The following is a 24396-nucleotide window of genomic DNA, read 5'->3' on the forward strand; positions in this document are numbered from 1 at the left end:
CGCGTCGCGGAGGATGGGGGGCGTCGGGCTCACGACTTTCCGAACTCGTCGGAGATGAGGTCGAAGATGTCCTCTGCCGTCGCCGTCTCGAGCTCGCTGTGGGCCGCGGAACGCTCCGTTTTCCGTTCCGTGTCGTTCCACTTGGCCAGCAGCAGCCGCAGTCGCCCGGTGATCCGCCGACGGGCCGCCTCGTCCACCGCCGAGGGCGCCGAGACCGCGTCCCACCGGTCGAGCTCCGACAGCAGATGTCCCTCGGAGGTCAGCTCCCCCTCGACGAGCCGCTCGCGCAGAAAGTCGGCCAGCTCCTTGGGGGTGGGGTGGTCGAAGACCAGCGTGGGCGGAAGGTCGAGACCGGTGGCGGCGGAGAGCCGATGACCGAATTCGACGGCCGTGAGGGAGTCGAACCCCAGCTCCTGGAACGGCTGGGTGGGGGGAACGGCATCGATGGTGGGGTGGCCGAGGATCGCCGCGGCATGCGTCTGGATGTGGTGGAGGAGAAGCTGATGCTGCTGGGTGGGGGTGCTGGTGGCCAGCTGCCGCTGAAGTGAACCGTTCACGGCCGCGGCGTCGTCCGGGGTGGCATCGACGCCCGGCGACGCGGCGGCGGCCAGGTCGGACAGCAGCGGGCTGGGCCGCTGGGCGGTGAAACCGGCCGGGAACCTCTCCCAGTCGATGTCCGCGATGGTGACCGTGGTGTCGCCGTGGTCGAGGGAGTGCTGGAGCGAGGCGATGGCGAGATCGGTGTCCAGGGGACGCATCCCGCGCCGGCGGTAGTACTCGACGACGGCCTCGTCGGCGGCCATCCCCGCATCGCTCCATGGCGCCCAGGCGAGGCTGGTGGCGGGGAGTCCGCGGGCGCGGCGGTGCTCGGCGAGGGCGTCGAGATAGGCATTGGCGGCGGCGTAGGAAGGCTGTCGGCTCCCGCCCCATGCGGCCGCGCCGGATGAGAAGAGCACGAACGCGCTGAGGTCGAGACCCTCCGTGAGTTCATGGAGCAGGGCGGCCGCGAGCGCCTTGGGCCGCAGCACCGCCTCGATCCCCGGAAGATCCAGCTCGGCCAGCGGGGTGTTCTCCGCGATCCCGGCGGTGTGGATGACGGTGGTGAGGGGGTGTTCCGCCGGGATGGTGTCGAGGAGGTGTTGGAGCGCGGTGCGGTCGGTGACGTCGCAGGCGGTGATGGTAACGGTGGTGCCCAGGGTGGTGAGTTCTTGGGTGAGTTGGGTGGCGCCTGGGGCGTCGGGGCCGGAGCGGCTGATGAGGTGGAGGTGGAGGTGGGGTGCGCCGTGGTGGGCGAGCCAGCGGGCGACATGGGCGCCGAGCGCCCCGGTGCCGCCGGTGATCAGGGTCGTCCCGGTGGGGCGCCACGCGGTGGGTGCGGAGTCCGGGCAGGCGGCGCGCTCCAGCCGGCGGGCCAGGGTGGTGGAGCGGATGGCCACCTGGTCCTCGGGCTGTCCGGGCACCAGCACGGAGGCGATACGGGCGGTGGTGCGGGCGTCGACGACGGTCGGGAGGTCGATGAGGCCGCCCCAGAGGTGAGGGTGTTCCAGCGCGGCGACCCGGCCCATACCCCAGATCTGGGCCTGATGGGGGTGGGGGAGCGGATCGGTGGCGACGGCGGCCACCGCACCCTGAGTGACACACCACAGGGGCGCGACCGGCGCCGTTTGGCTGAGGGCCTGGACGAGCGCGGCCGTCGCGGCCAGTCCTAGGGGGACGGCGGAGTGGTCGGGGTGCGGCGTCTGGTCGAGCGCGAGCAGACTCAGAATGCCCTCGGGTGTGCTGCCGTCGGGCAGATGCGAGACAAGTGGGGCAAGGCCGTCGCGCCGGGCGTCCGCACCATCGACCGACAGAAGCTCATGGGCCGCGCCATGGGCGTCGAGCGCCCGGACGGCGGCGCGGACGGCCGGGTGCTCCTCCAGCCCGGACGGGACGAGCAGCAGCCAGGTCCCGCTGAGCGTTGGCGCGGTGGCGGGGTCCGGCAACCGCCTCCACGCGACGCGATAGCGCCAGGAGTCGATGGTGGAACGTTCGCGGTGCCGACGCCGCCAAGTCGAGAGTACGGGGAGCGCGGGCAGCAGGGCGTCGATGCCGGGGCTGTCCTTCTCCAGCTGGAGTGTGCTGGTGAGGGTGTCGACATCGAGCTCTTCGATGGCGTCCCAGAGCCTGGCCTCGGCCGGGTTGTGGCCATTGGCAGTGGCGTCGGCGCGCGGAGCGGGCGGGGCGAGCCAGTAGTGCTGGTGTTGGAAGGCGTAGGTGGGGAGGTCGATGGTGCGGGGGGTGGGGGTGGCGGGGTACCAGCTGGTCCAGTCGACCTTGACGCCGTTGGTGTGGAGTTGGGCGAGGGTGTGGGCGAGGGCCTGTCCGTCGGGTTGTTTGTGGGTGAGGGTGGAGGTGGTCAGGGGTGTCGGCTGGTTGGTGGGGTTGTTCTGCTCGGTGGTGTTGGTGTTGGTGGTGGTGTGGTGGTGGAGGGTGTGGTGGGTTGCGGTGGTGAGGATGGGGTCGGGGCTGAGTTCGAGGTAGGTGTTGGTGTGGGGTGCGGTGTGGGTGATGGCGGGGTGGAAGTGGACGGGTTGGCGGATGTGTTGGGTCCAGTAGTCGGGGGTGGTGATGTGGTTGTCGGCTGGTTGTCCGGTGAGGTTGCTGATGAGGGGGATGGTGGGTGGGTGGTAGGTGAGTTTGCTGATGGCTTTTTTGAAGGGTTCGAGGATGGGGTTCATCAGGGGGGAGTGGAAGGCGTGGCTGACGGTGAGGGTTTTGGTTTTTCGGCCTTTGGCTGCCCAGGTGGTGGTGATGTCGGTGACGGGTTGGAGGGGGCCGGAGATGACGGTGTTGCCGGGGGTGTTGTGTGCGGCGATGCTCACGTGGTTGTTGTGTCGGGCGAGGTCTTCGGTGAGTTCGTCGGGGGTGGCGGCGATGGTGGCCATGCTTCCGCCTTCGGGGAGTGTTCCCATGAGGGTGGCGCGGGTGGCGACGAGGTGGCAGGCGTCGGGGAGGTCGAAGACTCCGGCGATGTGGGCGGCGGCGATTTCGCCGATGGAGTGGCCGATGACGGCGTCGGGGCGTACGCCGAGTGAGTTGAGTAGGCGGGCCAGGGCGATGTGCAGGGCGAATAGCCCTGTCTGGGTGTAGGTGGTGTGGTTCAGCAGTGCGGCGTGTTCGGGGTCGTGGCTGAAGACCACTTGCCGTAGGGGGTGTTCCAGGTGGGGATCGAGGAGGGCGCAGACGTCGTCGAAGGCTTCGGTGAAGACGGGGAAGCGGTTGTAGAGTTCGGCGCCCATGCCGGGGCGTTGGCTGCCCTGCCCGCTGAACAGGAACACGGTCTGGCCGGTCGTATCGGCGGTCTGTCCGGGTCCCACCAGGCCCGGATGGGGCTCTCCGGAGGCGAGGGCTTCGAGCCCCGCCACCAGTTCGTCGCGGTCCTGGCCGATGACCACGGCCCGGTGGTCGAAGAGTGTCCTGGTCCGCAGCAGGGACCAGCCCACCTCGGCCGATGTCACTTCCGGGTCGCCGACGATGTGCCCGGTCAAGGCTCGCGCCTGGCCCCGCAACGCCGCGTCGCTCTGTGCGGAGATCACCCACGGAGCCACACCAGCGGTATTCGACACCTGGGTGGGCTCGATCGGCTCGGGGGCCTGTTCAAGGATGAGATGGGCGTTCGTACCGGAGATGCCGAAGGAGGAGACCCCCGCCCGCCGGGGCCGTTCGCCCTGGGGCCATGGGACGGGTTCGGTGAGTAGGCGCAGGTCGCCCGCGTTCCAGTCGACATGTGGGGTCGGTTCGTCGATGTGCAGTGAGGCGGGCAGCATCCCGTGGCGCATTGCCATCACCATCTTGATGACACCGGCCACTCCGGCGGCGGCCTGCGTGTGGCCGATGTTGGACTTGATGGAGCCGAGCCACAGCGGACGTCCCTCCGGTCGGTCCTGGCCGTAGGTGGCCAGCAGCGCCTGCGCCTCGATCGGGTCACCCAGCGTCGTGCCCGTACCGTGTGCCTCCACCGCGTCCACCTCGGACGGCGACAGCCGGGCGTTGGCGAGCGCCTGCCGGATCACCCGTTGCTGCGAGGGTCCGTTCGGCGCGGTGAGGCCGTTGCTGGTGCCGTCCTGATTGACGGCCGAGCCACGGACGACAGCCAGCACTCGGTGCCCGTTGCGGCGCGCGTCCGACAGTCGTTCCAGCAGTATGAGCCCGGCGCCCTCGCCCCACACCATGCCGTCCGCCGCAGCCGCGAACGGCTTGCACCGCGCGTCGGGCGCCAGACCACGCTGGCGGGAGAACTCGATGAACGCGCCCGGGGTGGCCATCACCGTCACGCCGCCCGCCAGCGCCATCGTGCATTCGCCCTGCCGCAGCGCCTGGGCCGCCAGATGCATCGCCACCAGCGAGGACGAACACGCCGTGTCCACCGTCACCGCGGGCCCTTCGAGGCCGAACGAGTACGCCACCCGACCGGACACCACGCTGCCGATATTGCCCGTGGCCACATAGCCTTCGACGTCGCTCGCCGTATCGCCGGTGAGGGACAGGTAGTCCTGGGACGTCACCCCCGCGAACACTCCCGTGTCGCTGCCCGCGAGCGTGTCCCGGTCCAGGCCCGCGTTCTCGAAGGTCTCCCAGGCGGTTTCCAGGAGCAGACGCTGCTGGGGGTCCATGGCGACCGCCTCGCGCGGGCTGATGCCGAAGAACCCGGGGTCGAACTCGGCGGCCTGATAGAGGAAGCCGCCCTCCCGGACGTAGCTCGTCCCCGCGCGGTCGGGGTCGGGGTCGTAGAGCGCGTTCAGATCCCAATTGCGGTCGGTGGGCATCTCCGCGATGGCATCGCGGTGGGCGACGACCAGGTCCCACAGATCCTTCGGGGAGTGTGCGTCGCCGGGGTAGCGGCAGGCCATGCCGACGATCGCGATCGGCTCGTCCTGGGCGGCCGTGGTGGGGGTGTGAGCGGCGACGGCGATCTGCTGGCCCGTGAGTTCGGCGCGCAGGTAGGTCGCGAGGGCGTTGGGCGTGGGGTGGTCGAAGACGAGCGCGGGCGCGAGGTCGATTCCGACGGCGGTGGCGAGCTGATTGCGCAGCTCCACGGCGGTCAGGGAGTCGAACCCGAGCTCCTGGAACGGCTGGGTGGGCGGGATGGCGTCCGCCCCGGAATGGCCCAGGATCGAGGCCGCGAGCGACTGGATCCGTTCGAGCAGGAGTTGGTGCTGCTGCTCGGGGGTTCCGGCGGAGAGCCGCTGGTGGAGCGAGGTGCCGGCGGACGCGCCCGTCGATGCGCTGCGGGTTCGCTCGGCGGGGTGCTCGGCGGTCGTGATCAGGTCGTCGAGGAGCGGGCTGGGGCGCTGGGCGGTGAAGGCCGCCGGGAACTTCTCCCAGTCGATGTCCGCGACGGTGATGGTGGTGTCACGGTGGTCCAGGGAGTGCTGGAGCGATGCCACGGCCAGTTCAGGGCTCAGCGGAGACAGCCCACGTCGGCCGTAGAACGCGAGCGCCGTCTCGTCGGCGGCCATGCCCGCGTCGCCCCAGGGGCCCCAGGCGAGGCTGGTGGCGGGGAGTCCCCGGGCGCGGCGGTGCTCGGCGAGGGCGTCGAGATAGGTGTTCGCGGCGGCGTAGGCGCCTTGCCGACTGCCGCCCCACGCGGCCGCGCCGGACGAGAAGAGCACGAAGGCGCTGAGGTCGAGCCCCTGCGTCAGCTCATGCAGATGAGTGGCGGCCAGGGCCTTGGGCCCGAGCACATGCTGTAGTCGCTCCGGCTCCAGATCGGCGATGAGCTCGGTGTCCGACGTTCCGGCGGTGTGGATGACGGTGGTGAGGGGGTGTTCCGCCGGGATGGTGTCGAGGAGGTGTTGGAGTGCGGTGCGGTCGGAGGCGTCGCAGGCGGTGATGGTGACGGTGGTGCCCAGGGTGGTGAGTTCTTGGGTGAGTTGGGTGGCGCCTGGGGCGTCGGGGCCGGAGCGGCTGATGAGGTGGAGGTGGGGTGCGCCGTGGTGGGCGAGCCAGCGGGCGACATGGGCGCCGAGCCCCCCGGTGCCGCCGGTGATGAGCGTGGTACCCGTGGGCTGCCAGGTCCTGGGCGCGGTGGCGGGGGCACCGGCCGTACGGAGGCGCCGGGCGTAGCTGCCGGTGGCGCGGATGGCGGTCTGGTCCTCCGGTCGACCGGGGGTGAGCAGGGCGGCCAGCCGGTCGGAGGTGTGGTGGTCGATGACGGTCGGGAGGTCGATCAGGCCACCCCAGCGGCGAGGGTGTTCCAGGGCCGCGGCGCGGCCCAATCCCCATGTCTGCGCCTGCCGCGGGCTCGGGAGCGGATCGCCGGGACCGGTGGCGACAGCGCCCTGAGTGAGGCACCACAGGGGCGCCGGGATCCCGGCGTCGCCGAGGGCCTGGACGAGCACGGCGGTCGCGGCCAGCCCGGAGGGCACGGCGGCGTAGTCGGGGTGCGGCTCCTCGTCGAGGGCGAGCAGGCTCAGCACTCCGGCGGGTTCCGCCTCCGAGGTGAGACGGGTGAGGTGGTCCGCCAAGGCGTCGCGATCGACGGTGTGGGTGCCGAGCACATGGCGGAGCGGGGTGGCACCGTGGGCGGTCAGGGACTGCTCGGCGGTTGCCACGGCAGGATGGTCGGACTGACCGGCGGGGAGGACCAGCAGCCAGGTACCGGAGAGGGCCGGAGGCGCGGAGGGAGCGGGAAGGCGCTTCCATGTGGCTTGATACCGCCAGGAATTGATGACCGACTGCTCCCGGTGATGCCGCCGCCAGGCGGACAGCGTCGGGAGGACGGCGCTCAGCATGGGCTGCTGGTCCGCCGGTGAGTCGATGGTCGCCGCGAGCGCTTCCAGATCCTCCCGCTCCACCGCCTCCCAGAACTCCCTGTCGACCAGAGCCGCCTCGGTGGGCATCGGGTCCGAGGACGAGGCCGACGACAGCCAGTAGTGCTGGTGTTGGAAGGCGTAGGTGGGGAGGTCGATGGTGCGGGGGGTGGGGGTGGCGGGGTACCAGCTGGTCCAGTCGACCTTGACGCCGTTGGTGTGGAGTTGGGCGAGGGTGTGGGCGAGGGCCTGTCCGTCGGGTTGTTTGTGGGTGAGGGTGGAGGTGGTCAGGGGTGTCGGCTGGTTGGTGGGGTTGTTCTGCTCGGTGGTGTTGGTGGTGGTGTGGTGGTGGAGGGTGTGGTGGGTTGCGGTGGTGAGGATGGGGTCGGGGCTGAGTTCGAGGTAGGTGTTGGTGTGGGGTGCGGTGTGGGTGATGGCGGGGTGGAAGTGGACGGGTTGGCGGATGTGTTGGGTCCAGTAGTCGGGGGTGGTGATGTGGTTGTCGGCTGGTTGTCCGGTGAGGTTGCTGATGAGGGGGATGGTGGGTGGGTGGTAGGTGAGTTTGCTGATGGCTTTTTTGAAGGGTTCGAGGATGGGGTTCATCAGGGGGGAGTGGAAGGCGTGGCTGACGGTGAGGGTTTTGGTTTTTCGGCCTTTGGCTGCCCAGGTGGTGGTGATGTCGGTGACGGGTTGGAGGGGGCCGGAGATGACGGTGTTGCCGGGGGTGTTGTGTGCGGCGATGCTCACGTGGTTGTTGTGTCGGGCGAGGTCTTCGGTGAGTTCGTCGGGGGTGGCGGCGATGGTGGCCATGCTTCCGCCTTCGGGGAGTGTTCCCATGAGGGTGGCGCGGGTGGCGACGAGGTGGCAGGCGTCGGGGAGGTCGAAGACTCCGGCGATGTGGGCGGCGGCGATTTCGCCGATGGAGTGGCCGATGACGGCGTCGGGGCGTACGCCGAGTGAGTTGAGTAGGCGGGCCAGGGCGATGTGCAGGGCGAATAGCCCTGTCTGGGTGTAGGTGGTGTGGTTCAGCAGTGCGGCGTGTTCGGGGTCGTGGCTGAAGACCACTTGCCGTAGGGGGTGTTCCAGGTGGGGATCGAGGAGGGCGCAGACGTCGTCGAAGGCTTCGGTGAAGACGGGGAAGCGGTTGTAGAGTTCGGCGCCCATGCCGGGGCGTTGGCTGCCCTGCCCGCTGAACAGGAACACGGTCTGGCCGGTCGTATCGGCGGTCTGTCCGGGTCCCACCAGGCCCGGATGGGGCTCTCCGGAGGCGAGGGCTTCGAGCCCCGCCACCAGTTCGTCGCGGTCCTGGCCGATGACCACGGCCCGGTGGTCGAAGAGTGTCCTGGTCCGCAGCAGGGACCAGCCCACCTCCGCAGCGGTCACCCCCGGGTCGGCGTTCACCCGTGCGGCCAGCGCCCGCGCCTGGCCGCGTAGCGCCTCCGCCCCGCGCGCCGAGACCACCCACGGCACCGGCCCGCCCACCGGCTCCGCCTCGATGGCCTCGACCGCCGCCGGCGGCTCCTCGGGGGCCTGCTCCACGATGACATGCGCATTGGTCCCGCTGATGCCGAAGGAGGAGACCCCCGCCCGACGAGGATGTTCGTCCCCCGGCCACTCCCGCGCCTCGGTCAGCAGGTGGACTTCGCCCGCGTTCCAGTCGACATGTGGGGTCGGCTCGTCGATGTGCAGTGAGGCGGGCAGCACCCCATGCCGCATCGCCATCACCATCTTGATGACACCGGCCACTCCGGCGGCGGCCTGGGTGTGGCCGATGTTGGACTTGATGGAGCCGAGCCACAGCGGATGTCCACCCCGCCGCTCCTGCCCGTACGTGGCCAGCAGCGCCTGCGCCTCGATCGGATCGCCGAGGGTGGTCCCGGTGCCGTGCCCCTCCACCACATCGACCTCCGCGGGCGACAGCCGCGCGTTGGCGAGCGCCTGGGCGATGACCCGTTGCTGTGAGGGCCCGTTCGGTGCGGTCAGCCCGTTGCTGGTGCCGTCCTGGTTGACCGCGGAGCCACGGAGGACGGCCATCACCCGGTGGCCGTTGCGGCGCGCGTCCGACAGCCGCTCAAGCAGCAGAAGCCCGGCCCCCTCGCCCCAGCCGGTGCCGTCGGCCGCCGATGCGAACGGCTTGCACCGGCCGTCGGCCGCCAGACCACGCTGGCGGGAGAACTCGATGAAGGTGGTCGGCGTGGCCATCACCGTCACACCGCCCGCCAGCGCCATGGTGCATTCGCCCTGCCGCAGCGCCTGGGCCGCCAGATGCATCGCCACCAGCGAGGACGAACACGCCGTGTCCACCGTCACCGCGGGCCCTTCGAGGCCGAACGCGTACGCCACCCGGCCGGACATGACACTCGGCGTACCGCCCGCGAGCAGATACCCCTCGACCTCCCGCGCCGAGGAGCTTCCGGAGGCGCCGTAGCCCTGATAGGTGCCGCCCGCGAAGACGCCGGTGACGCTTCCGGCGAGCGTGTCCCGGTCCAGGCCCGCGTTCTCGAAGGTCTCCCAGGCGATTTCCAGGAGCAGGCGCTGCTGGGGGTCCATGGCGAGCGCTTCGCGCGGGCTGATGCCGAAGAACGCCGCGTCGAACCCGGCCGCATCGTGGAGAAATCCGCCCTCGCGCGCATAGCTGGTGCCCAGACGCTCGGGGTCGGGGTCGAAGAGGGTGTTCAGAGGCCAGTCACGGTCGGTGGGCATCTCTCCGACGGCGTCCCGGCCCGTGGCGACCAGCTCCCACAGCTCCTCCGGTGAGCGCACGCCGCCCGGGTAGCGGCAGGCCATGCCGACGATCGCGATCGGTTCGTCGTCGGGGGCCGCGAACGCCGTATGGGTGGTGCCGGAGGGCTTTTGCCCCGTCAGTTCCGTGCCCAGATAGGTGGCGAGCGCATTCGGCGTCGGATGGTCGAAGACCAGCGCCGGGGCGAGCGGGAGGCCGGTGGTGGTGGCGAGCTGATTGCGCAGCTCGACCGCGGTGAGGGAGTCGAAGCCCAGCTCCTGGAAGGGCTGCGCCGGGGGAATTGCGTCCAGGCCGGGGTGACCGAGGATCGTCGCGGCCAGCGTCTGGATATGGCGGACGAGGATCTGGTGCCGCTGTGCGGCCGGCGCCGCGCTGAGCTGCTGCCGCAACGGATTGTCGTCGGCGGTGTCCGTGGGCGTGGCGGGCTCGGCGGCCGACGGCATCAGCCGGGTGAGGAACGGACTCGGGCGCTGCGCGGTGAACGTACTCCCGAACCTCGCCCAGTCGACATCCGCGATCGTGACGGCCGTGTCGTGGTGGGTCAGGGCGTGGTGCAGCGACGCGATGGCGAGGTCGGTGGGGAGAGGCGACAGACCGCGCCGCTTGAGGTGGGAGAGCGTGTGCTGGTCGGCGGCCATGCCTGCCTCGCCCCACGGGCCCCAGGCAAGGCTGGTGGCGGGCAGGCCCCGGGTGTGGCGGTGCTCGGCGAGCGCGTCCAGGTAGGTGTTCGCGGCGGCGTAGGCGGCCTGTTGTCCGCTGCCCCAGGTGGCGGCGTTCGACGAGAAGAGAACGAAGGCCGTGAGATCGAGGTGCTGGGTGAAGTCGTGCAGATGAGCGGCGGCCAGGGCCTTGGCCCGCAGAACGGACTGCAACCGCCCGGGATCCAGTTCGCTGATCTGGCCGAGTTCCATCGTGCCGGCGGTGTGGAAGACAGCGGTGAGGGGGTGTTCGGCGGGGACGGTGTCGATGAGCTGCCGGAGTGCGGCGCGGTCGGAGGCGTCGCAGGCGGTGATGGTGACATCCGTCCCCAGAGCAGTGAGCTCCTCGCTGAGCTCGGACGCACCGGGCGCGTCGGGTCCGGAACGGCTGATGAGGTGGAGATGGGGCGCGCCCCGGTGAGCCAGCCAACGGGCGATCTGGGCGCCGAGACCCCCTGTGCCGCCGGTGATGAGCGTGGTCCCCGACGGCTCCCAGGGGGCGGGGGCGGTGTCGACGGCGGGCACACGGGTGAGGCGGCGTACGTACGTTCCGGTGGTGCGGATGGCGGCCTGATCCTCGGGCTGCCCGGGTACGAGAAGGGCTGCCAGCCGAGCCGCGGTGTGGTGGGTCATGGTGGTGGGCAGATCGATGAGGCCGCCCCAGCGCTGCGGATGTTCCAGCGCGGCCACGCGGCCGAACCCCCAGATCTGCGACTGCTCGGGGTGGGGGAGGAGGTCGCTGCGACCGGTGGCGACGGCGCCTTGCGTCACGCACCACAGGGGCGCGCTGATGTCGGCATCACCGAGAGCCTGGAGAAGAGCGACGGTGGCGCCGAGCCCGGCAGGCACCGCGGAGTGGCCGATGAGCGGTTCCTGGTCGAGTGCGAGCAGGCTGAAGACTCCGGCGGGTTGGGCCTCCTCGGCCAGCCTGCCGAGGCGTTCGCGGAGTGTGGCGCGATCGACGTCATGAGCGTCGACCTCAAACGGCTGCGCCGTGGCGCCATGCGCCCGCAGCGCCTGGACGATGACTCTGACCGTCGCGTGCTCCTCCTGCCCGGCAGGGGCGACCACCAGCCAGGTGCCCGTCAGGGCCGGTGTGGCCGGGTCGGGGAGCTGCTGCCAAGTGGCCCGGTAGCGCCAGGAGTCGATGGTGGAACGTTCACGGTGCTGACGCCGCCAGGCGGACAGCACGGGGAGTGCGGGCAACAGGGCGTCGATGCCCGGGCTGTCCTTCTCCAGCCGGAGCGTGCTGGTGAGGGTGTCGACGTCCAGTTCTTCGATGGCATGCCAGAGCTGCGCCTCGGCCGGGTCCTCGGCAGTCCCCTGGAAGCCCGTACGAGCGGCGGGCGGGGCCAGCCAGAAGCGCTGGTGCTGGAAGGCATACGTCGGCAACCCGACCACTTGGGGCGCGGGGTCGGTGGGGTACCAGCTGGTCCAGTCGACCTTGACGCCGTTGGTGTGGAGTTGGGCGAGGGTGTGGGCGAGGGCCTGTCCGTCGGGTTGTTTGTGGGTGAGGGTGGAGGTGGTCAGGGGTGTCGGCTGGTTGGTGGGGTTGTTCTGCTCGGTGGTGTTGGTGGTGGTGTGGTGGTGGAGGGTGTGGTGGGTTGCGGTGGTGAGGATGGGGTCGGGGCTGAGTTCGAGGTAGGTGTTGGTGTGGGGTGCGGTGTGGGTGATGGCGGGGTGGAAGTGGACGGGTTGGCGGATGTGTTGGGTCCAGTAGTCGGGGGTGGTGATGTGGTTGTCGGCTGGTTGTCCGGTGAGGTTGCTGATGAGGGGGATGGTGGGTGGGTGGTAGGTGAGTTTGCTGATGGCTTTTTTGAAGGGTTCGAGGATGGGGTTCATCAGGGGGGAGTGGAAGGCGTGGCTGACGGTGAGGGTTTTGGTTTTTCGGCCTTTGGCTGCCCAGGTGGTGGTGATGTCGGTGACGGGTTGGAGGGGGCCGGAGATGACGGTGTTGCCGGGGGTGTTGTGTGCGGCGATGCTCACGTGGTTGTTGTGTCGGGCGAGGTCTTCGGTGAGTTCGTCGGGGGTGGCGGCGATGGTGGCCATGCTTCCGCCTTCGGGGAGTGTTCCCATGAGGGTGGCGCGGGTGGCGACGAGGTGGCAGGCGTCGGGGAGGTCGAAGACTCCGGCGATGTGGGCGGCGGCGATTTCGCCGATGGAGTGGCCGATGACGGCGTCGGGGCGTACGCCGAGTGAGTTGAGTAGGCGGGCCAGGGCGATGTGCAGGGCGAATAGCCCTGTCTGGGTGTAGGTGGTGTGGTTCAGCAGTGCGGCGTGTTCGGGGTCGTGGCTGAAGACCACTTGCCGTAGGGGGTGTTCCAGGTGGGGATCGAGGAGGGCGCAGACGTCGTCGAAGGCTTCGGTGAAGACGGGGAAGCGGTTGTAGAGTTCGGCGCCCATGCCGGGGCGTTGGCTGCCCTGCCCGCTGAACAGGAACACGGTCTGGCCGGTCGTATCGGCGGTCTGTCCGGGTCCCACCAGGCCCGGATGGGGCTCTCCGGAGGCGAGGGCTTCGAGCCCCGCCACCAGTTCGTCGCGGTCCTGGCCGATGACCACGGCCCGGTGGTCGAAGAGTGTCCTGGTCCGCAGCAGGGACCAGCCCACCTCCGCAGCGGTCACCCCCGGGTCGGCGTTCACCCGTGCGGCCAGCGCCCGCGCCTGGCCGCGTAGCGCCTCCGCCCCGCGCGCCGACACCACCCACGGCACCGGCCCGCCCACCGGCTCCACCGCGACCGCCACCGGTTCCGCCCCGACCGTCCCCGGCTCCACCTCGGCGGCGATCGGCTCCATCGCCACCGGCTCCATCGGCTCCACCCCGAGGTCCCCGAGCTCCGTCGCGGCCTCCTCGGGGGCCTGCTCCAGGATCAGATGGGCGTTCGTCCCACTGATGCCGAACGAGGAGACCCCCGCCCGGCGTGGATGCGCGCCCCGTGGCCACTCCCGCGCCTCGGTCAGCAGATGGACATCACCCGCGTCCCAGTCCACATGTGGGGTCGGCTCATCGATGTGCAGCGAGGCGGGCAGCACCCCATGCCGCATTGCCATCACCATCTTGATGACCCCGGCCGCACCCGCCGCCATCTGCGCATGCCCGATGTTGGACTTGATGGACCCCAGCCACAGCGGACATCCCTCGTCCCGCTCCTGCCCGTACGTGGCCAGCAGCGCCTGCGCCTCGATCGGGTCACCCAGAGTGGTCCCCGTGCCATGCGCCTCGACCGCGTCCACCTCGGAGGGTGACAGCCGGGCGTTGGCGAGCGCCTGCCGGATCACGCGCTGCTGCGACGGCCCGTTCGGTGCGGTGAGGCCGTTGCTGGCGCCGTCCTGGTTGACCGCCGTGCCCCGGATCACGGCCAGCACCTGGTGGCCATTGCGGCGCGCGTCCAGCAGTCGCTCCAGCAGCAGGACGCCCACGCCTTCGGCCAGGGTCATGCCGTCGCTGTTCGCCGAGAATGCCTTGGACCTGCCGTCCGGGGCGAGCCCCCGCAGCTCGCTGAAGCCGATGAACGGCGCCGTGGAGGACATCACGGCCACGCCCCCGGCCAGCGCCATATCGCATTCGCCCTGCCGGATCGCCTGGCAGGCCAGATGCATGGCGACCAGGGAGGAGGAGCACGCGGTGTCCACCGTCACCGCGGCGCCCTCCAGGCCGAGGGTGTACGCCACCCGGCCGGACACCACACTGGCGGAGTTGCCGATGGTGAAGTAGCCGGCCGAGCCCTCGGGCACCTGGGAGGCGTCGGAGCAGTAGTCGAGGTGATCGCAGCCGATGAACGTGCCGGTCCTGCTGCCCCGCAGCGACTCCGGGTCGACACCGGCGTGCTCGATGGCCTCCCAGGACGCCTCCAGGGCCAGCCGCTGCTGCGGGGCCATCCCGAGAGCCTCGCGGGGGCTGATGCCGAAGAACGTGGCATCGAATCCCGCGGGGTCGTCGATGAAGCCGCCCTCGCGCGTATAGCTCGTCCCCGGGTGGTCCGGGTCGGGATGGAAGAGATTCTCCAGGTCCCAATTGCGGTCGGTGGGGAGTTCCGAGATGGCGTCCCGCTCGGTCGCGACCAGTTCCCACAGCTCTTCGGGGGACCGTACGCCTCCGGGAAAGCGGCAGGACATTCCCACGATCGCGACCGGCTCATGCCCCGCGGACTCGACATCCTTGAGACGGCGCTGCGTCTGCCGGAGATCCGCCGTCACCCGCTTCAGATAGTCGAGCAGCTTCTCTTCATTGCTCGCCATGGTCGGCCACCCCCACTTCCCTCGGTCCGGAACTGAACGCTATTGGCGGCGGCAGTCGTAACTGCCCTGCAAGGTACTTCCGTCGGGGAAAGTGAAGCTCGTGGAGTTCTTGAAATGCCCTCGACCGAGCACCTGGTAGTCATCCATGAGGTCCAGCTTCACGCCCGATGTCTGTCCCGTGGCATTCGGTGTGATCACCTGGGTGAGGGGGCCCTTGAATATCAGGTGGCCGTCCTTCCAGCCGGACGAGGTGTAGTTTCCGGAGGAACCCCAGTTGTCGTGGTACTGATTGATGAATTTTCCGTCGACGGGATTCCAGCCGAAGGCAGAACGGCCGACCACGTTTCCGGGTTCGAGGGTGGCGTCCGTGTAGAAGTAATGCCCGCCCAGCGCCCGCCTGGTGGTCAGCTTCAGCACCGCCGCGGTGCCGCCCGGCGGCGGGGTGTACTCGCAGGTGTAGGAGCCGAGCAGAAAGTCGAGATCCCGGATCTGTGGGGGAGCGGGAAGTGGATTCCTGCCGCGCGGCGGTTTGGCTCTGCCGTCGGGCTCGGCGTTCACCGGGGAGACGGTGAGCGCGATCAGGCTCACGGCGGCCACGCCCACGACACCGGCCGGGACGCGCCGGATCCACTTCCTCCGCCTGGCCGTGCCATCCGGTTCCCGTTCCTCTGACTTCTCGGTGCGCACACTCGACTCCCCATCGTCAATCGGGCACTGACCTGCGGCTGAGCCGCCTGCCGGGCGACCAGTCCGGATACGGCGACCATCATTTGCGCCGTCGCCAAAGTGGGTCTAACGCCCGGCTTGGCCTCCTCCCTGACACGAACCGCTTGATACGAACCGCTTGATACGAACGGCTCGATACGAACCGCTCGACACGAACGGCTCGATACGAACCGATGGATACGAGCCGAGGCGGAAAGGGTCCCCGCGAAAAGAGGCGCACTGGCATCGCGTTAGCCCAGCTTTAGCCCGCCCGTCGAGCATGAATCCGGACCGTGGCGATGAGGAGGATGACGATGAGCGGCTGGCCGACGCTGGAGAAGTACCTCGATCGGGCACCCACGTCGAAGGAGATGATGGCCTGGATCGAACTGATCGTCAGCCAGGGCATTCGCCGGGCGGGCTATCCGGCCGACGGCTGGACCGAGGAGTGGGCCGCGGAACAGTTCCGGGAGACCGGGCTGGCGGACGTGCGGCTGGAGCCGCTGGACACGCCCATCTGGCGGCCGCGGTCCGCCGCCTTCGAGATCTGGCCCACCGGCCGCCCCGATGAGGCCGTCCGGTTCGAGGGACTCGCCCTGCCGTACACCACGCCGACCGAGGGCACCGGGGGCCGGCTTGTGCGGATGGAGGACGGGGAGGTGCGCGGCTCCATCGCGGTCCAGGAGATCGGCTTCACGCGGCTGCCGCAGACCGAGGTGCAGGCCCGGGCCACCGGCTCCTACGACCCCGAGGGCGTGTTCCCCGACCTCGTCCAGACCGTGCCGTTCGACCTTCCCCATGTGCTGGACTTCGACATCGCCATCAAGGACGGTGCCACGGCCTACGTCGGCCTGCTCACCGGACTGCCCTGGGAGACCAGCGACTTCTACTGGCCCTACGACGCCGAACGGCGCCCCATCCCCGGCATCTGGCTGAGTGGCGAGGACGGGCAGCGGGTCCGCGAGCTGATGGCGTCGGGGGAGTGCGAGGGCCGGGTCGTCTCCGACGCCACCATCACCGAGGAGACCACCCACAATGTGGTGGGCACCCTGCCCGGCGCCTCCGACCACTGGTTGATCATCGGCTCACACCACGACGGCCCCTGGGCGTCGGCCGTGGAGGACGCGTCCGGGGTGGCGCTCGTGCTGGCGCAGGCCAAGTTCTGGGCGTCGGTGCCCCAGGAGCTGCGACCGCACAACATGCTGTTCGTGCTGACGTCCGGCCATATGGCGGGCGCCGCGGGCACACAGGCGTTCATCGCGGCGCATCCCGAGCTGTTTCCGCAGGTCGTCCTCGAGATGCATCTGGAACACGCGGCACGCCAGGCGGTGGTGGTCGACGGGGAGGTCGTGCCCACCGACGATCCCGAGGTGCGCTGGTGGTTCACCACCCAGGCGCCCCGGCTGGAGGAGCTGGTGGCCGGGTCCCTCGCGGCGGAGGACCTGCGCCGCTCCTGGATCCTGTCGCCGACCGCCTTCGCGCCGAACCCGGCAACCGACGGTGCCTACTTCTACTACACGGGTGTGCCGCTGGTGCAGCTGATCACCACGCCCATGTACATCTTCGATCCGCGGGACACCCCGGACAAGGTGGACGAGCAGAGCCTGGTGCCGCTCACCAAGGGGGCGGCGCGGATCATCGCCGGTACGGCCGGCTGTGAGCCCGACACCCTCCGAGTGCCGATCCAGACCGCGGGCGACGAGACGGAGTAGGGCCACCGAGCCCCGACGGCCCGCGGGGCAGAGAGCAGGGACGGCCCGCCGTATGTCGGCGGGCCGTCACCCGTTTCACGTCACCCGTTTCACGTCACCCGTTTCACGTCACCCGTTTCATGTCACCCGTTTCACACGTCACCTGTCACCCATCGCCCTACCGGCGGCTCGACAGCCGGCACATGGCCTTGGCGGTGCGGTGCGGATCGCTTTCGGAGCGGGCGGTGAGCATGACCGCCCCCTGCCGTGTGGCGCCCTTCTTCGCGGCCACGGCCACCTCGACATCCACCGATCCACCGGCCTTTGCGGTGGCGAGACGGTTGGGCAGCCAGGCGGACCAGCCCCGTCCGACGGCCCTCGCCGACAGCCGGTAGACATCCGAGTCCACCGAAGTGGCCGCCGATCCGGCCCGGTTGCCCGTAGCGCCTCCGGTGTTGTCGAGGCCGAAGGTGCACACGGCCCGGGAGCGGGCGGCGTCCCCCTTGGCCTCGCCGCGGTGGAGGGCCAGTCCGCGCCGCCGCGGTCCCGCGCCGTCGAGGGACTTCACGGCGATGGTGTACGAAAGCACTCCGGACCGGTCGCGCTTGAGGTCGAGCACATAGAAGTGCAGCCGGTTGGCCCGGTCGATGTACTCGTACTGGCTGCCGGAGTCGGCTCCGGCGTGGAAGAGCGCATCGCTGAGCTGCCGGTAGTCGCCCATGGTGATCTTCTGGGTGGTGCCGTCGGGACGCCGGAAGTCCACCAGGTCGATGTCCTCGGGGTGCGCGTCGACCACCCAGGCGAACGGCGCCCGGTCCTTGTTCTTCGTCTTGGTGAGCAGCACCCCGTGATCCGGAGTGAACGAGTCCATGCCCATGCGGTCGACGATCTCGACGGTGTAGTTGTCGTAGCCACCGCCGTCGCACAGCGGGTCGGCTTTGTCGCAGGACGGCGAGAGATCGCGACCCAGGGCGATGTTGACCCCGGAGAGCCCCTTCTCACCCGGTGGCGCCGAGCGTGCGGTGACGTGGGCGACGACGAGGCCGGAGCTCTTCAGGGCGTCGCGGTCCAGCCGCAGGACGTTCTTCTCGTCGACGATACCGAGCTTCAGCTTGTCGCGCAGTACATGCTGGGAGCCCATCGAGCCACCGGCGGTGGCGGGGATCTGCCAGCGGGAGTGCGGCCCGCCGGGGCCGTTGAACGAACCGCGGGAGAGCATGCTCCAGATACCGGTGTACGAACGGCTGAGGGGCGTGCCGTATGGGTTGTTGTAGTTGTCCCCGATGCCCAGGATATGGCTGAGTTCGTGGGCGTACACGGCCATGCCGGAACTCTCGGCCTGTACCGACGACCCGTCGGCGGCGTTGGGCCAGATACGGGCGGCGGACTGCCAGGACGTCCACGGTACGTAGCGGGTCCGGGCGGAGTTGGCGCCCGCGGTGGCCGGTGGTCCCCAGTCGGCGGGTATGTCCGCCGCGCTCGGGAACTTCATCTGGCCGAACTCCTGCCAGGTGGACGACTCGTCCTGTCCGGCCGTGAGGTAGAAGACGAAGTCGAACGAGTCCGCCTTGTCGGCGCCGACATCGGCTACCCAGGCGGCCTTGCCGTCGGCCCGGATGTCCTGGTCGCAGGTGTCCCCGGCCGGGCAGGCGCCCGGGTTCATCGAGTCCTCGACGCCGTACTGATAGGACTTGCCCGGCATGCGGTACACACCGAAGGCGGTCAGATCGACACCGATGCGGCCGCCGGAGTCCTCCATCCAGTACTCGTTGATGGTGTGACCGTTGTTCAGCGGCCCCGGTGTGTTGAGGAAGTCCTGGTAGAAGCGCGGGAGGCGAGCGCGGGGGATATCGGACGCACTGGCCTGGGGATTGCCGAAGAGGGTGGATCCGGCCGGGCGGCTGACCGCGAACTCCTCGTCCGGATAGTCCAAGAGCACCAGCGCGCCCTTGAAGGTGCGCTGTGTGGGCTTGACGTCGGGGTCCGCCCAGTGCGTCCCGGGAACCGCACGGTAGTCGGCCCAGGTCATGTCATCGGGGTTGCGCCACTGCTGCGGGTCGATCGGCCGCACCAGCGAGGGACGGGCGGAGCCGGCCGACGGTGTGTCATCGGGGGTGGCCCGCGCGGGTCCGGCGGCGATGGCCGCTGCGGTGGCGAGGACCGTGGCGACGACGGTCAACCGGCCGACGGGTCTTCGGGGCAGTAACAAGACTCACCTCGTGTTGGGCGTCTTGGAGCTCAGACATGACAAACCGTACAAGCGGTATGCCTACCGCCGCCCAAGGTAAGGCGGGGAAAGAGGGGGGCGCCAGAGTGCGTCGGTGACGGACGGGGCCATCGCCCGCCGGTTCCGCTCCGGGCTCCGCATCGGTTCCGCTCCGGCTCGCGGAGGCCGTCCCGGTCCCGGTACCGGTGGACGGCTGCCGGACCGGCGGGAAAGCGCGATAGCGTGTACAGGCCAACGGGAGCTGCCGCCTGGGACTTCGGCTCAGCGCAACCCGGGAACAGCCCACCCCGGAAGGCGAGATGCGCCCGCGCCCCGAGGTGCGTCCGCACTCGCCCGAAGCCGGGCACCTGCCCTGTCTCCCGTCCGGCGCGATTCGTGGATACCAGCACTAGGAGCCCTCTTGACCAGCCCGGAACAGCGCATGGCTGACCTGCTCAAGACCTTCGGTGAGCCCGCGGCGAACACCGCGTACCTGCTGTGCGACAGGCACCCGGACGACGCCGTCGCGTTCACTGTGGTGGGCAAGGATCTGACCGGCCACGACATGACGTACGGGGAGCTGCGTGACCGTTCGTCACGTATGGCCGGTGCCCTGGCCGCCCTGGGAGTCGGAGTGGGCGACCGCGTCGCCACCTTGATGGGCAAATCCGCCGACCTGCTGGTCGCGAGCCTTGCGATCTGGCGGCTCGGGGCCGTCCAGGTGCCGCTGTTCACCGCGTTCGCCCCGCCGGCCATCGCGCTGCGGATCGCGGGCAACGACACCAAGGTCGTGATCAGCGACGCCGACCAACGTCCCAAGCTGGACCCGGAGTCGGGCTTCCCCGGCGAGCGCCCCTGGCAGATCGTCACCACCGGGCCCGTCACCGGGTCCGACCTGTCCTTCGCGGAACTGGCCGAGGGGGAGGCCACGCTGCCCGAACCGGTGGCCGTGGGCGGCGACGGGCTCATCGTCGAGCTGTTCACCTCGGGCACCGCGGGCACCCCCAAGGCCGTCCCGGTTCCGCTGCGGGCCGTCGCGGGCTTCTCGATGTACCAGCAGTTCGGCCTGGATCACCGGCCCACCGACGTCTTCTGGAACGCCGCCGACCCGGGCTGGGCGTACGGCCTGTACTACGCGCTCATCGGGCCGCTCGCCCTCGGGCAGCGCGCACTGCTGCTGAGCGGCCTGTTCTCCGCGGAGTCCACCTGGGAGGTGCTCTCCCGCTTCGGGGTCACCAACTTCACCGCCGGGCCCACCGTCTACCGCAAGCTGCGCGCCTCCGGCATCCCCGCCCCCGGCGATCTGCGGCTGCGCTGTTGCTCCGCCGCGGGCGAACCGCTGCCCCCGGACGTCGTCGGCTGGGCGCTCGAGACGCTCGGTGTCCCCGTGCGCGACCACTACGGCTCGACCGAGCTGGGCATGGTGGTCGCCCACGCCTGGCACCCGGCTCTGCGCGAGGACATCAAGCCCGGCTCCATGGGCCGTCCGCTGCCCGGCTGGGGGGTGAAGGTGCTGCGCGAGGACACCAACTCCGCGCTGGCCCACGTGGACATCCCCGGCCGGGTCGTGGTGGACATCGAGGACAGCCCGCTGATGTGGTTCAAGGGCTACCGCGACGCCCCCGAGCAGACCGCCGAGAAGTTCAGCCCCGACGGGCACTGGTTCTACACCGGGGACACCGCCTCCCGCGACGACGAGGGCCATCTGTTCTTCTCCGGGCGCGGCGACGACATCATCCTGATGGCGGGCTACCGCATCGGCCCCTTCGAGGTGGAGACCGTGCTGCAGGAGCACGCCGCGGTGGCGGAGGCCGCCGTCGTCGGCGTACCGGACGAGGAGTACGGCGAGGTCGTGGAGGCGTTCATCGTGCCGCGACCGGGGACGGCGGTGGGCGACGCGCTCGTGGCCGAGCTGCAGCAACTGGTCAGGGAGCGGTACGCCAAGCACGCCTATCCGCGGAACGTCCACTTCGTGGCCGAGCTGCCGAAGACCTCCAGCGGTAAGACACAGCGGTTCCTGCTGCGTCCGCAGCAGCCCGCGCCCGGGCGCCGCTGAGCCGCCTCGCGCGCCGAGGCGGCCTCCGCGCACGCCCCGGAGCCGAACCGAGCACGTCCGGCGCCCCGTGTCGCAGCACGGGGCTCCGGGGCGTCATGCCCCTGCCTTGAGTCACTCGCGGGACCGGGACATCGCCTCCCGCACCGCCTCCTCCGTGCGCCCCACCACGGCCGTGCCGTCGTCCGCCGTGATGATGGGCCGCTGGATGAGCTTGGGGTGCTCGGCGAGCGCCGCGATCCAGCGGCCCCGTGCGCTCTCCTCGCGCGGCCAGTCCTTCAGCCCCAGCTCCTTCGCGGCCGCCTCCTGCGTGCGAGTGATGTCCCACGGCTCCAGCCCGAGCCGGCCGAGCACCTCGCGGATCTCGTCCTGGCTCGGTACGTCTTCGAGATAGCGGCGGACGGTGTACCCGGCGCCCTCCGCGTCGAGCAGGGTGAGCGCGCCACGGCACTTCGAGCATGCCGGATTGATCCAGATCTCCATGCCGTACACAGTATCGCGAGACCGTCTCGTAAATGGCGCCTGACCAGGGGCCTTTGTCAGTGCCCGGCCGTAGAATAGAGGCAGTTGAAGGGAAGGTTTCCCGACCATCTCAGGAGGCTGCCGATGGCCGTTGCCGCACCCCCTCTTCAGGAGCTGCCGAGCTTTCCGACCCTGCCGAAGAAGCGGATGCCTGCCGGGCGTCCGCGTGAGTGGTACGAGTCCCACAACCGCCGTCTGAAGGCCATGCGTCTGGCCATCGCGCTGCTCAACTCCGGTGTCTACCGCCCCGAGCAGGCGTCCAACCGCAAGATACGCTCCACGGCCGCCCGGATCGGAGTGCATCCGCCCTCCGACATCACCTGCCGGATGGTGCGCTCCCTCATCCGCACCGATCACGCCGACCGCCCCGCCCGGGGCTGAAACCGCCGGCCCGCCGTGCCTCCTCGGAGCGCGGCGGGCCCGGCCCGAGGGCGCGCGGTCACCGCATCAGCGTCAGCCGCGCCCACGGCTGTGGTCGCTGTCAACGGTTAACCGAAAACGGATAACGGGTGTCCCGGGCGAGCGAGGGAGCAGGCCCCAGCAGGTCTCATGGACCGACAGCGCGAAAGGGAGCGGCCCCTTCCGGGATCGGCCCCTTCCGGGATCGGCCCCTTCCGGGATCGGCCCCTACCGGGAATGGCGCGGCCTTCGTGCCCGGGTGGGAAATGAAGGGCGAAGAGTGGCAGGGAGAAGGGCGTAGAGGGTCGGGGAAATGTTCCGCCGATAGCCGTGCCGGCGTTCCGGATATCCGGCGGCACGGACCACTCTCGGAGGTTCCGCCGCTTTCCCCTCGCCGCTCCCCGCCGCCTCTCCCGTTGCGAGGGGGCAGGCGCGGGCGCACGCTCTCCTTGACGGAGGGAGGCGGCGATGACCCAGCAACCGCCGTCGGAGGTGGTCGACCGCCCGGTCGTCGGCTCGTTTCCGACCTACGCAGGCGCCCAGCACGCGGTCGACTTCCTTTCCGACAACAAGTTCCCGGTGGAACACATGGCGATCATCGGCTCGGACCTCCGGATGGTCGAGACGGTGCTCGGGCGGATGACCAGGGGCCGTGCGGCGCTGGCGGGGGCCGGTACAGGAGCCTGGTTCGGACTGCTGGTCGGGCTGCTGCTGACCGTGTTCGCCGCCGGGGCCAACAACGTGATCGTGCTGCTGGTGAGCGGTCTCGTCTACGGGGCGGTGTTCGGCGCGATCTTCGGTTTCGTCGGGCATACCATGACCCGGGGGCAGCGCGATTTCTCGTCCCGTAGCCAGATCGTGGCCGCGCGCTATGACGTGGTCGCGGACGCCGAGGTCGCCGATGAGGCGAAGAACATGCTGGCCAGGCTCGCGATGCAGGAGGGCTGAGCGGCTTCCGAGGGTCCTCCGGGGGGCTGTGCACGTACTAACGGCATTAGGAGTAGGGTGTGACTCCGAGAGATCACACCGACCCCCGAGGAGTGACGGTGAACACCGGCAGGAGTATGCGCGCGGACGGAGTCCTTCCGCGACTCCTGCTCGTCGTCGTGCTCGCGCTCGGTGTCTTCGTCATGCACACCCTGGGCCATCCCGACGGCGGATCCGGTCCGGGTGGGAGCCCCTCGGCACACCATGCCTCCGGTGACCTGCGCCCCGCGCCGTACGGCGGCGACCGCGACGGCGGTACGGCCGCCATTGGCTCCGGGTCGCACCAGGCCGCGCCCGCCCCGTCCGCCGAGGCCGGGCATGCGCCGGCCGTATCCGAGACAACGCCACACACAAAGCCACGCGCACCCATGACCGGGATGGACATGGCCTCGCTGTGTATCGCGGTGCTCGGCGTCTGGGTGCTCGGAGCGCTCCTGCGTGCGGTGCTCGCCCACCGCGACGGCCCCTCGCCGAGGCTCCCCGTGACGTCGGTCGCCGTCGCGCGGCCCGACCCTCCGTCACGCGGACCCGACCTCACTGCCTTGTCTGTTCTCCGGATTTAGGCCGAACCGCGCGCAATGCGCCGGTACACCCCATGGAACAGTCAGCACTTGGCAAAAAGAGGTATATCGACATGACCGCATTCACGCATGTCCCGCGTCGGCCGCTTCGTCGCCGTCTCGCGTTCGTGGGCGCCGTCGCCGCCGGAGGGCTGCTGCTCGCCGGATGTGGCGGGAGCGACGACGCGAAGGGCATGGACCACGCGAGCGCGAAGGGGTCCGCCACCTCCGAGGCGACCACGGGCCCCGCCGCGGGCGCGTTCAACGACGCGGACGTCCGCTTCGCGCAGATGATGATCCCGCATCATGAGCAGGCCCTGGCGATGGCCGCACTGGCCGATGACCGGGCCTCGGACGCGCGGATCACGAGCCTGGCGGGGCGGATCGAGAAGGCGCAGGACCCGGAGATCGCCACCCTGAAGTCCTGGCTCAGGGGTTGGGGCAAGCCGGAGAAGCCGTCATCGGGTGGTATGGACGGCATGGATGGCATGGAGCACGGTTCGGGCAGTAAGGGCGATATGGGCGGAATGATGTCCGGGGAGGGCATGCGGAAGCTCGAGGCCGCCAAGGGGCCCGCCTTCGACCGCGCCTTCGCGAGCATGATGATCGACCATCATCAGGGCGCGATCGCCATGGCGAAGGACGAGAAGAAGAACGGGCGTAACGCCAAGGCCAAGAAGCTCGCCGACGAGGTCGTCAAGAACCAGTCCACCGAGGTCGCCACCCTGCGAACCCTCCTCGACCGGCTCTGATCCGCATCGAGCCCCGCCGCCCCGGGCCCCGCGGTTCCTCCGCGTGGCCCGGG

At 70.0% G+C, this 24396-nt stretch carries 10 protein-coding genes; 6 read left to right on the forward strand and 4 right to left on the reverse strand.

Annotation, left to right across the window (positions count from 1 at the left end; all coding sequences use genetic code 11):
* Positions 1 to 29: 29 nt before the first annotated feature.
* A complete protein-coding gene (locus AS97_RS41165) occupies positions 30 to 14468 on the reverse strand; it encodes a type I polyketide synthase (protein ID WP_210566683.1) in 14439 nt (4812 codons plus the stop codon).
* A 39-nt stretch (positions 14469 to 14507) separates the two neighbouring features.
* Positions 14508 to 15155: a hypothetical protein gene (locus AS97_RS41170; RefSeq protein WP_125759303.1), complete on the reverse strand. Its 648-nt coding sequence runs from the start codon at positions 15153 to 15155 to the stop codon at positions 14508 to 14510.
* A 332-nt stretch (positions 15156 to 15487) separates the two neighbouring features.
* On the opposite strand from AS97_RS41170, the gene AS97_RS41175 reads away from it, so the two are divergent.
* Entirely contained in the window at positions 15488 to 16885 is a 1398-nt protein-coding gene (locus AS97_RS41175; protein WP_210566684.1) for a M28 family peptidase, read from the forward strand.
* Between the two features lie 157 nt (positions 16886 to 17042).
* On the opposite strand, the gene AS97_RS41180 is transcribed toward AS97_RS41175, so the two are convergent.
* A complete protein-coding gene (locus AS97_RS41180; RefSeq protein ID WP_210566685.1) occupies positions 17043 to 19073 on the reverse strand; it encodes a M6 family metalloprotease domain-containing protein in 2031 nt (676 codons plus the stop codon).
* A gap of 418 nt (positions 19074 to 19491) precedes the next feature.
* On the opposite strand from AS97_RS41180, the gene AS97_RS41185 reads away from it, so the two are divergent.
* A complete protein-coding gene (locus AS97_RS41185) occupies positions 19492 to 21126 on the forward strand; it encodes an AMP-binding protein (RefSeq protein ID WP_079059735.1) in 1635 nt (544 codons plus the stop codon).
* Positions 21127 to 21237: 111 nt separating this feature from the next.
* Here AS97_RS41185 and AS97_RS41190 read toward each other — a convergent pair whose 3' ends face one another.
* Complete coding sequence (locus AS97_RS41190; protein ID WP_059147552.1) at positions 21238 to 21606, reverse strand: arsenate reductase family protein; 369 nt, start codon at positions 21604 to 21606, stop codon at positions 21238 to 21240.
* 123 nt (positions 21607 to 21729) lie between these two features.
* On the opposite strand from AS97_RS41190, the gene AS97_RS41195 reads away from it, so the two are divergent.
* From AS97_RS41195 to AS97_RS41210, 4 genes are all read left to right on the forward strand, one after another.
* Positions 21730 to 22026 (forward strand): hypothetical protein, encoded by a 297-nt coding sequence (locus AS97_RS41195; RefSeq protein ID WP_059147553.1) that lies wholly within the window; start codon positions 21730 to 21732, stop codon positions 22024 to 22026.
* 486 nt (positions 22027 to 22512) lie between these two features.
* The gene (locus AS97_RS41200) at positions 22513 to 22992 is read left to right on the forward strand and encodes a general stress protein (protein WP_210566686.1); all 480 of its coding nucleotides are present in this window, start codon (positions 22513 to 22515) and stop codon (positions 22990 to 22992) included.
* Positions 22993 to 23090: 98 nt separating this feature from the next.
* The gene (locus AS97_RS41205) at positions 23091 to 23594 is read left to right on the forward strand and encodes a hypothetical protein (protein ID WP_247204654.1); all 504 of its coding nucleotides are present in this window, start codon (positions 23091 to 23093) and stop codon (positions 23592 to 23594) included.
* 71 nt (positions 23595 to 23665) lie between these two features.
* On the forward strand, positions 23666 to 24343 hold the full coding sequence (locus tag AS97_RS41210; RefSeq protein WP_210566687.1) for a DUF305 domain-containing protein: 678 nt from the start codon (positions 23666 to 23668) through the stop codon (positions 24341 to 24343).
* Positions 24344 to 24396 lie beyond the last annotated feature (53 nt).

This window comes from Streptomyces sp. AgN23, assembly GCF_001598115.1.
In the GTDB taxonomy this organism is placed as follows: Bacteria; Actinomycetota; Actinomycetes; order Streptomycetales; family Streptomycetaceae; genus Streptomyces; species Streptomyces antimycoticus.

Bases quoted from the DNA above. Each gene is read 5' to 3' on its own strand.
- AS97_RS41210 (WP_210566687.1), top strand. From the start codon at position 23,666: ATGACCGCATTCACGCATGTCCCGCGTCGGCCGCTTCGTCGCCGTCTC.
- AS97_RS41165 (WP_210566683.1), bottom strand. From the start codon at position 14,468: ATGGCGAGCAATGAAGAGAAGCTGCTCGACTATCTGAAGCGGGTGACG.
- AS97_RS41175 (WP_210566684.1), top strand. From the start codon at position 15,488: ATGAGCGGCTGGCCGACGCTGGAGAAGTACCTCGATCGGGCACCCACG.
- AS97_RS41200 (WP_210566686.1), top strand. From the start codon at position 22,513: ATGACCCAGCAACCGCCGTCGGAGGTGGTCGACCGCCCGGTCGTCGGC.
- AS97_RS41190 (WP_059147552.1), bottom strand. From the start codon at position 21,606: ATGGAGATCTGGATCAATCCGGCATGCTCGAAGTGCCGTGGCGCGCTC.
- AS97_RS41195 (WP_059147553.1), top strand. From the start codon at position 21,730: ATGGCCGTTGCCGCACCCCCTCTTCAGGAGCTGCCGAGCTTTCCGACC.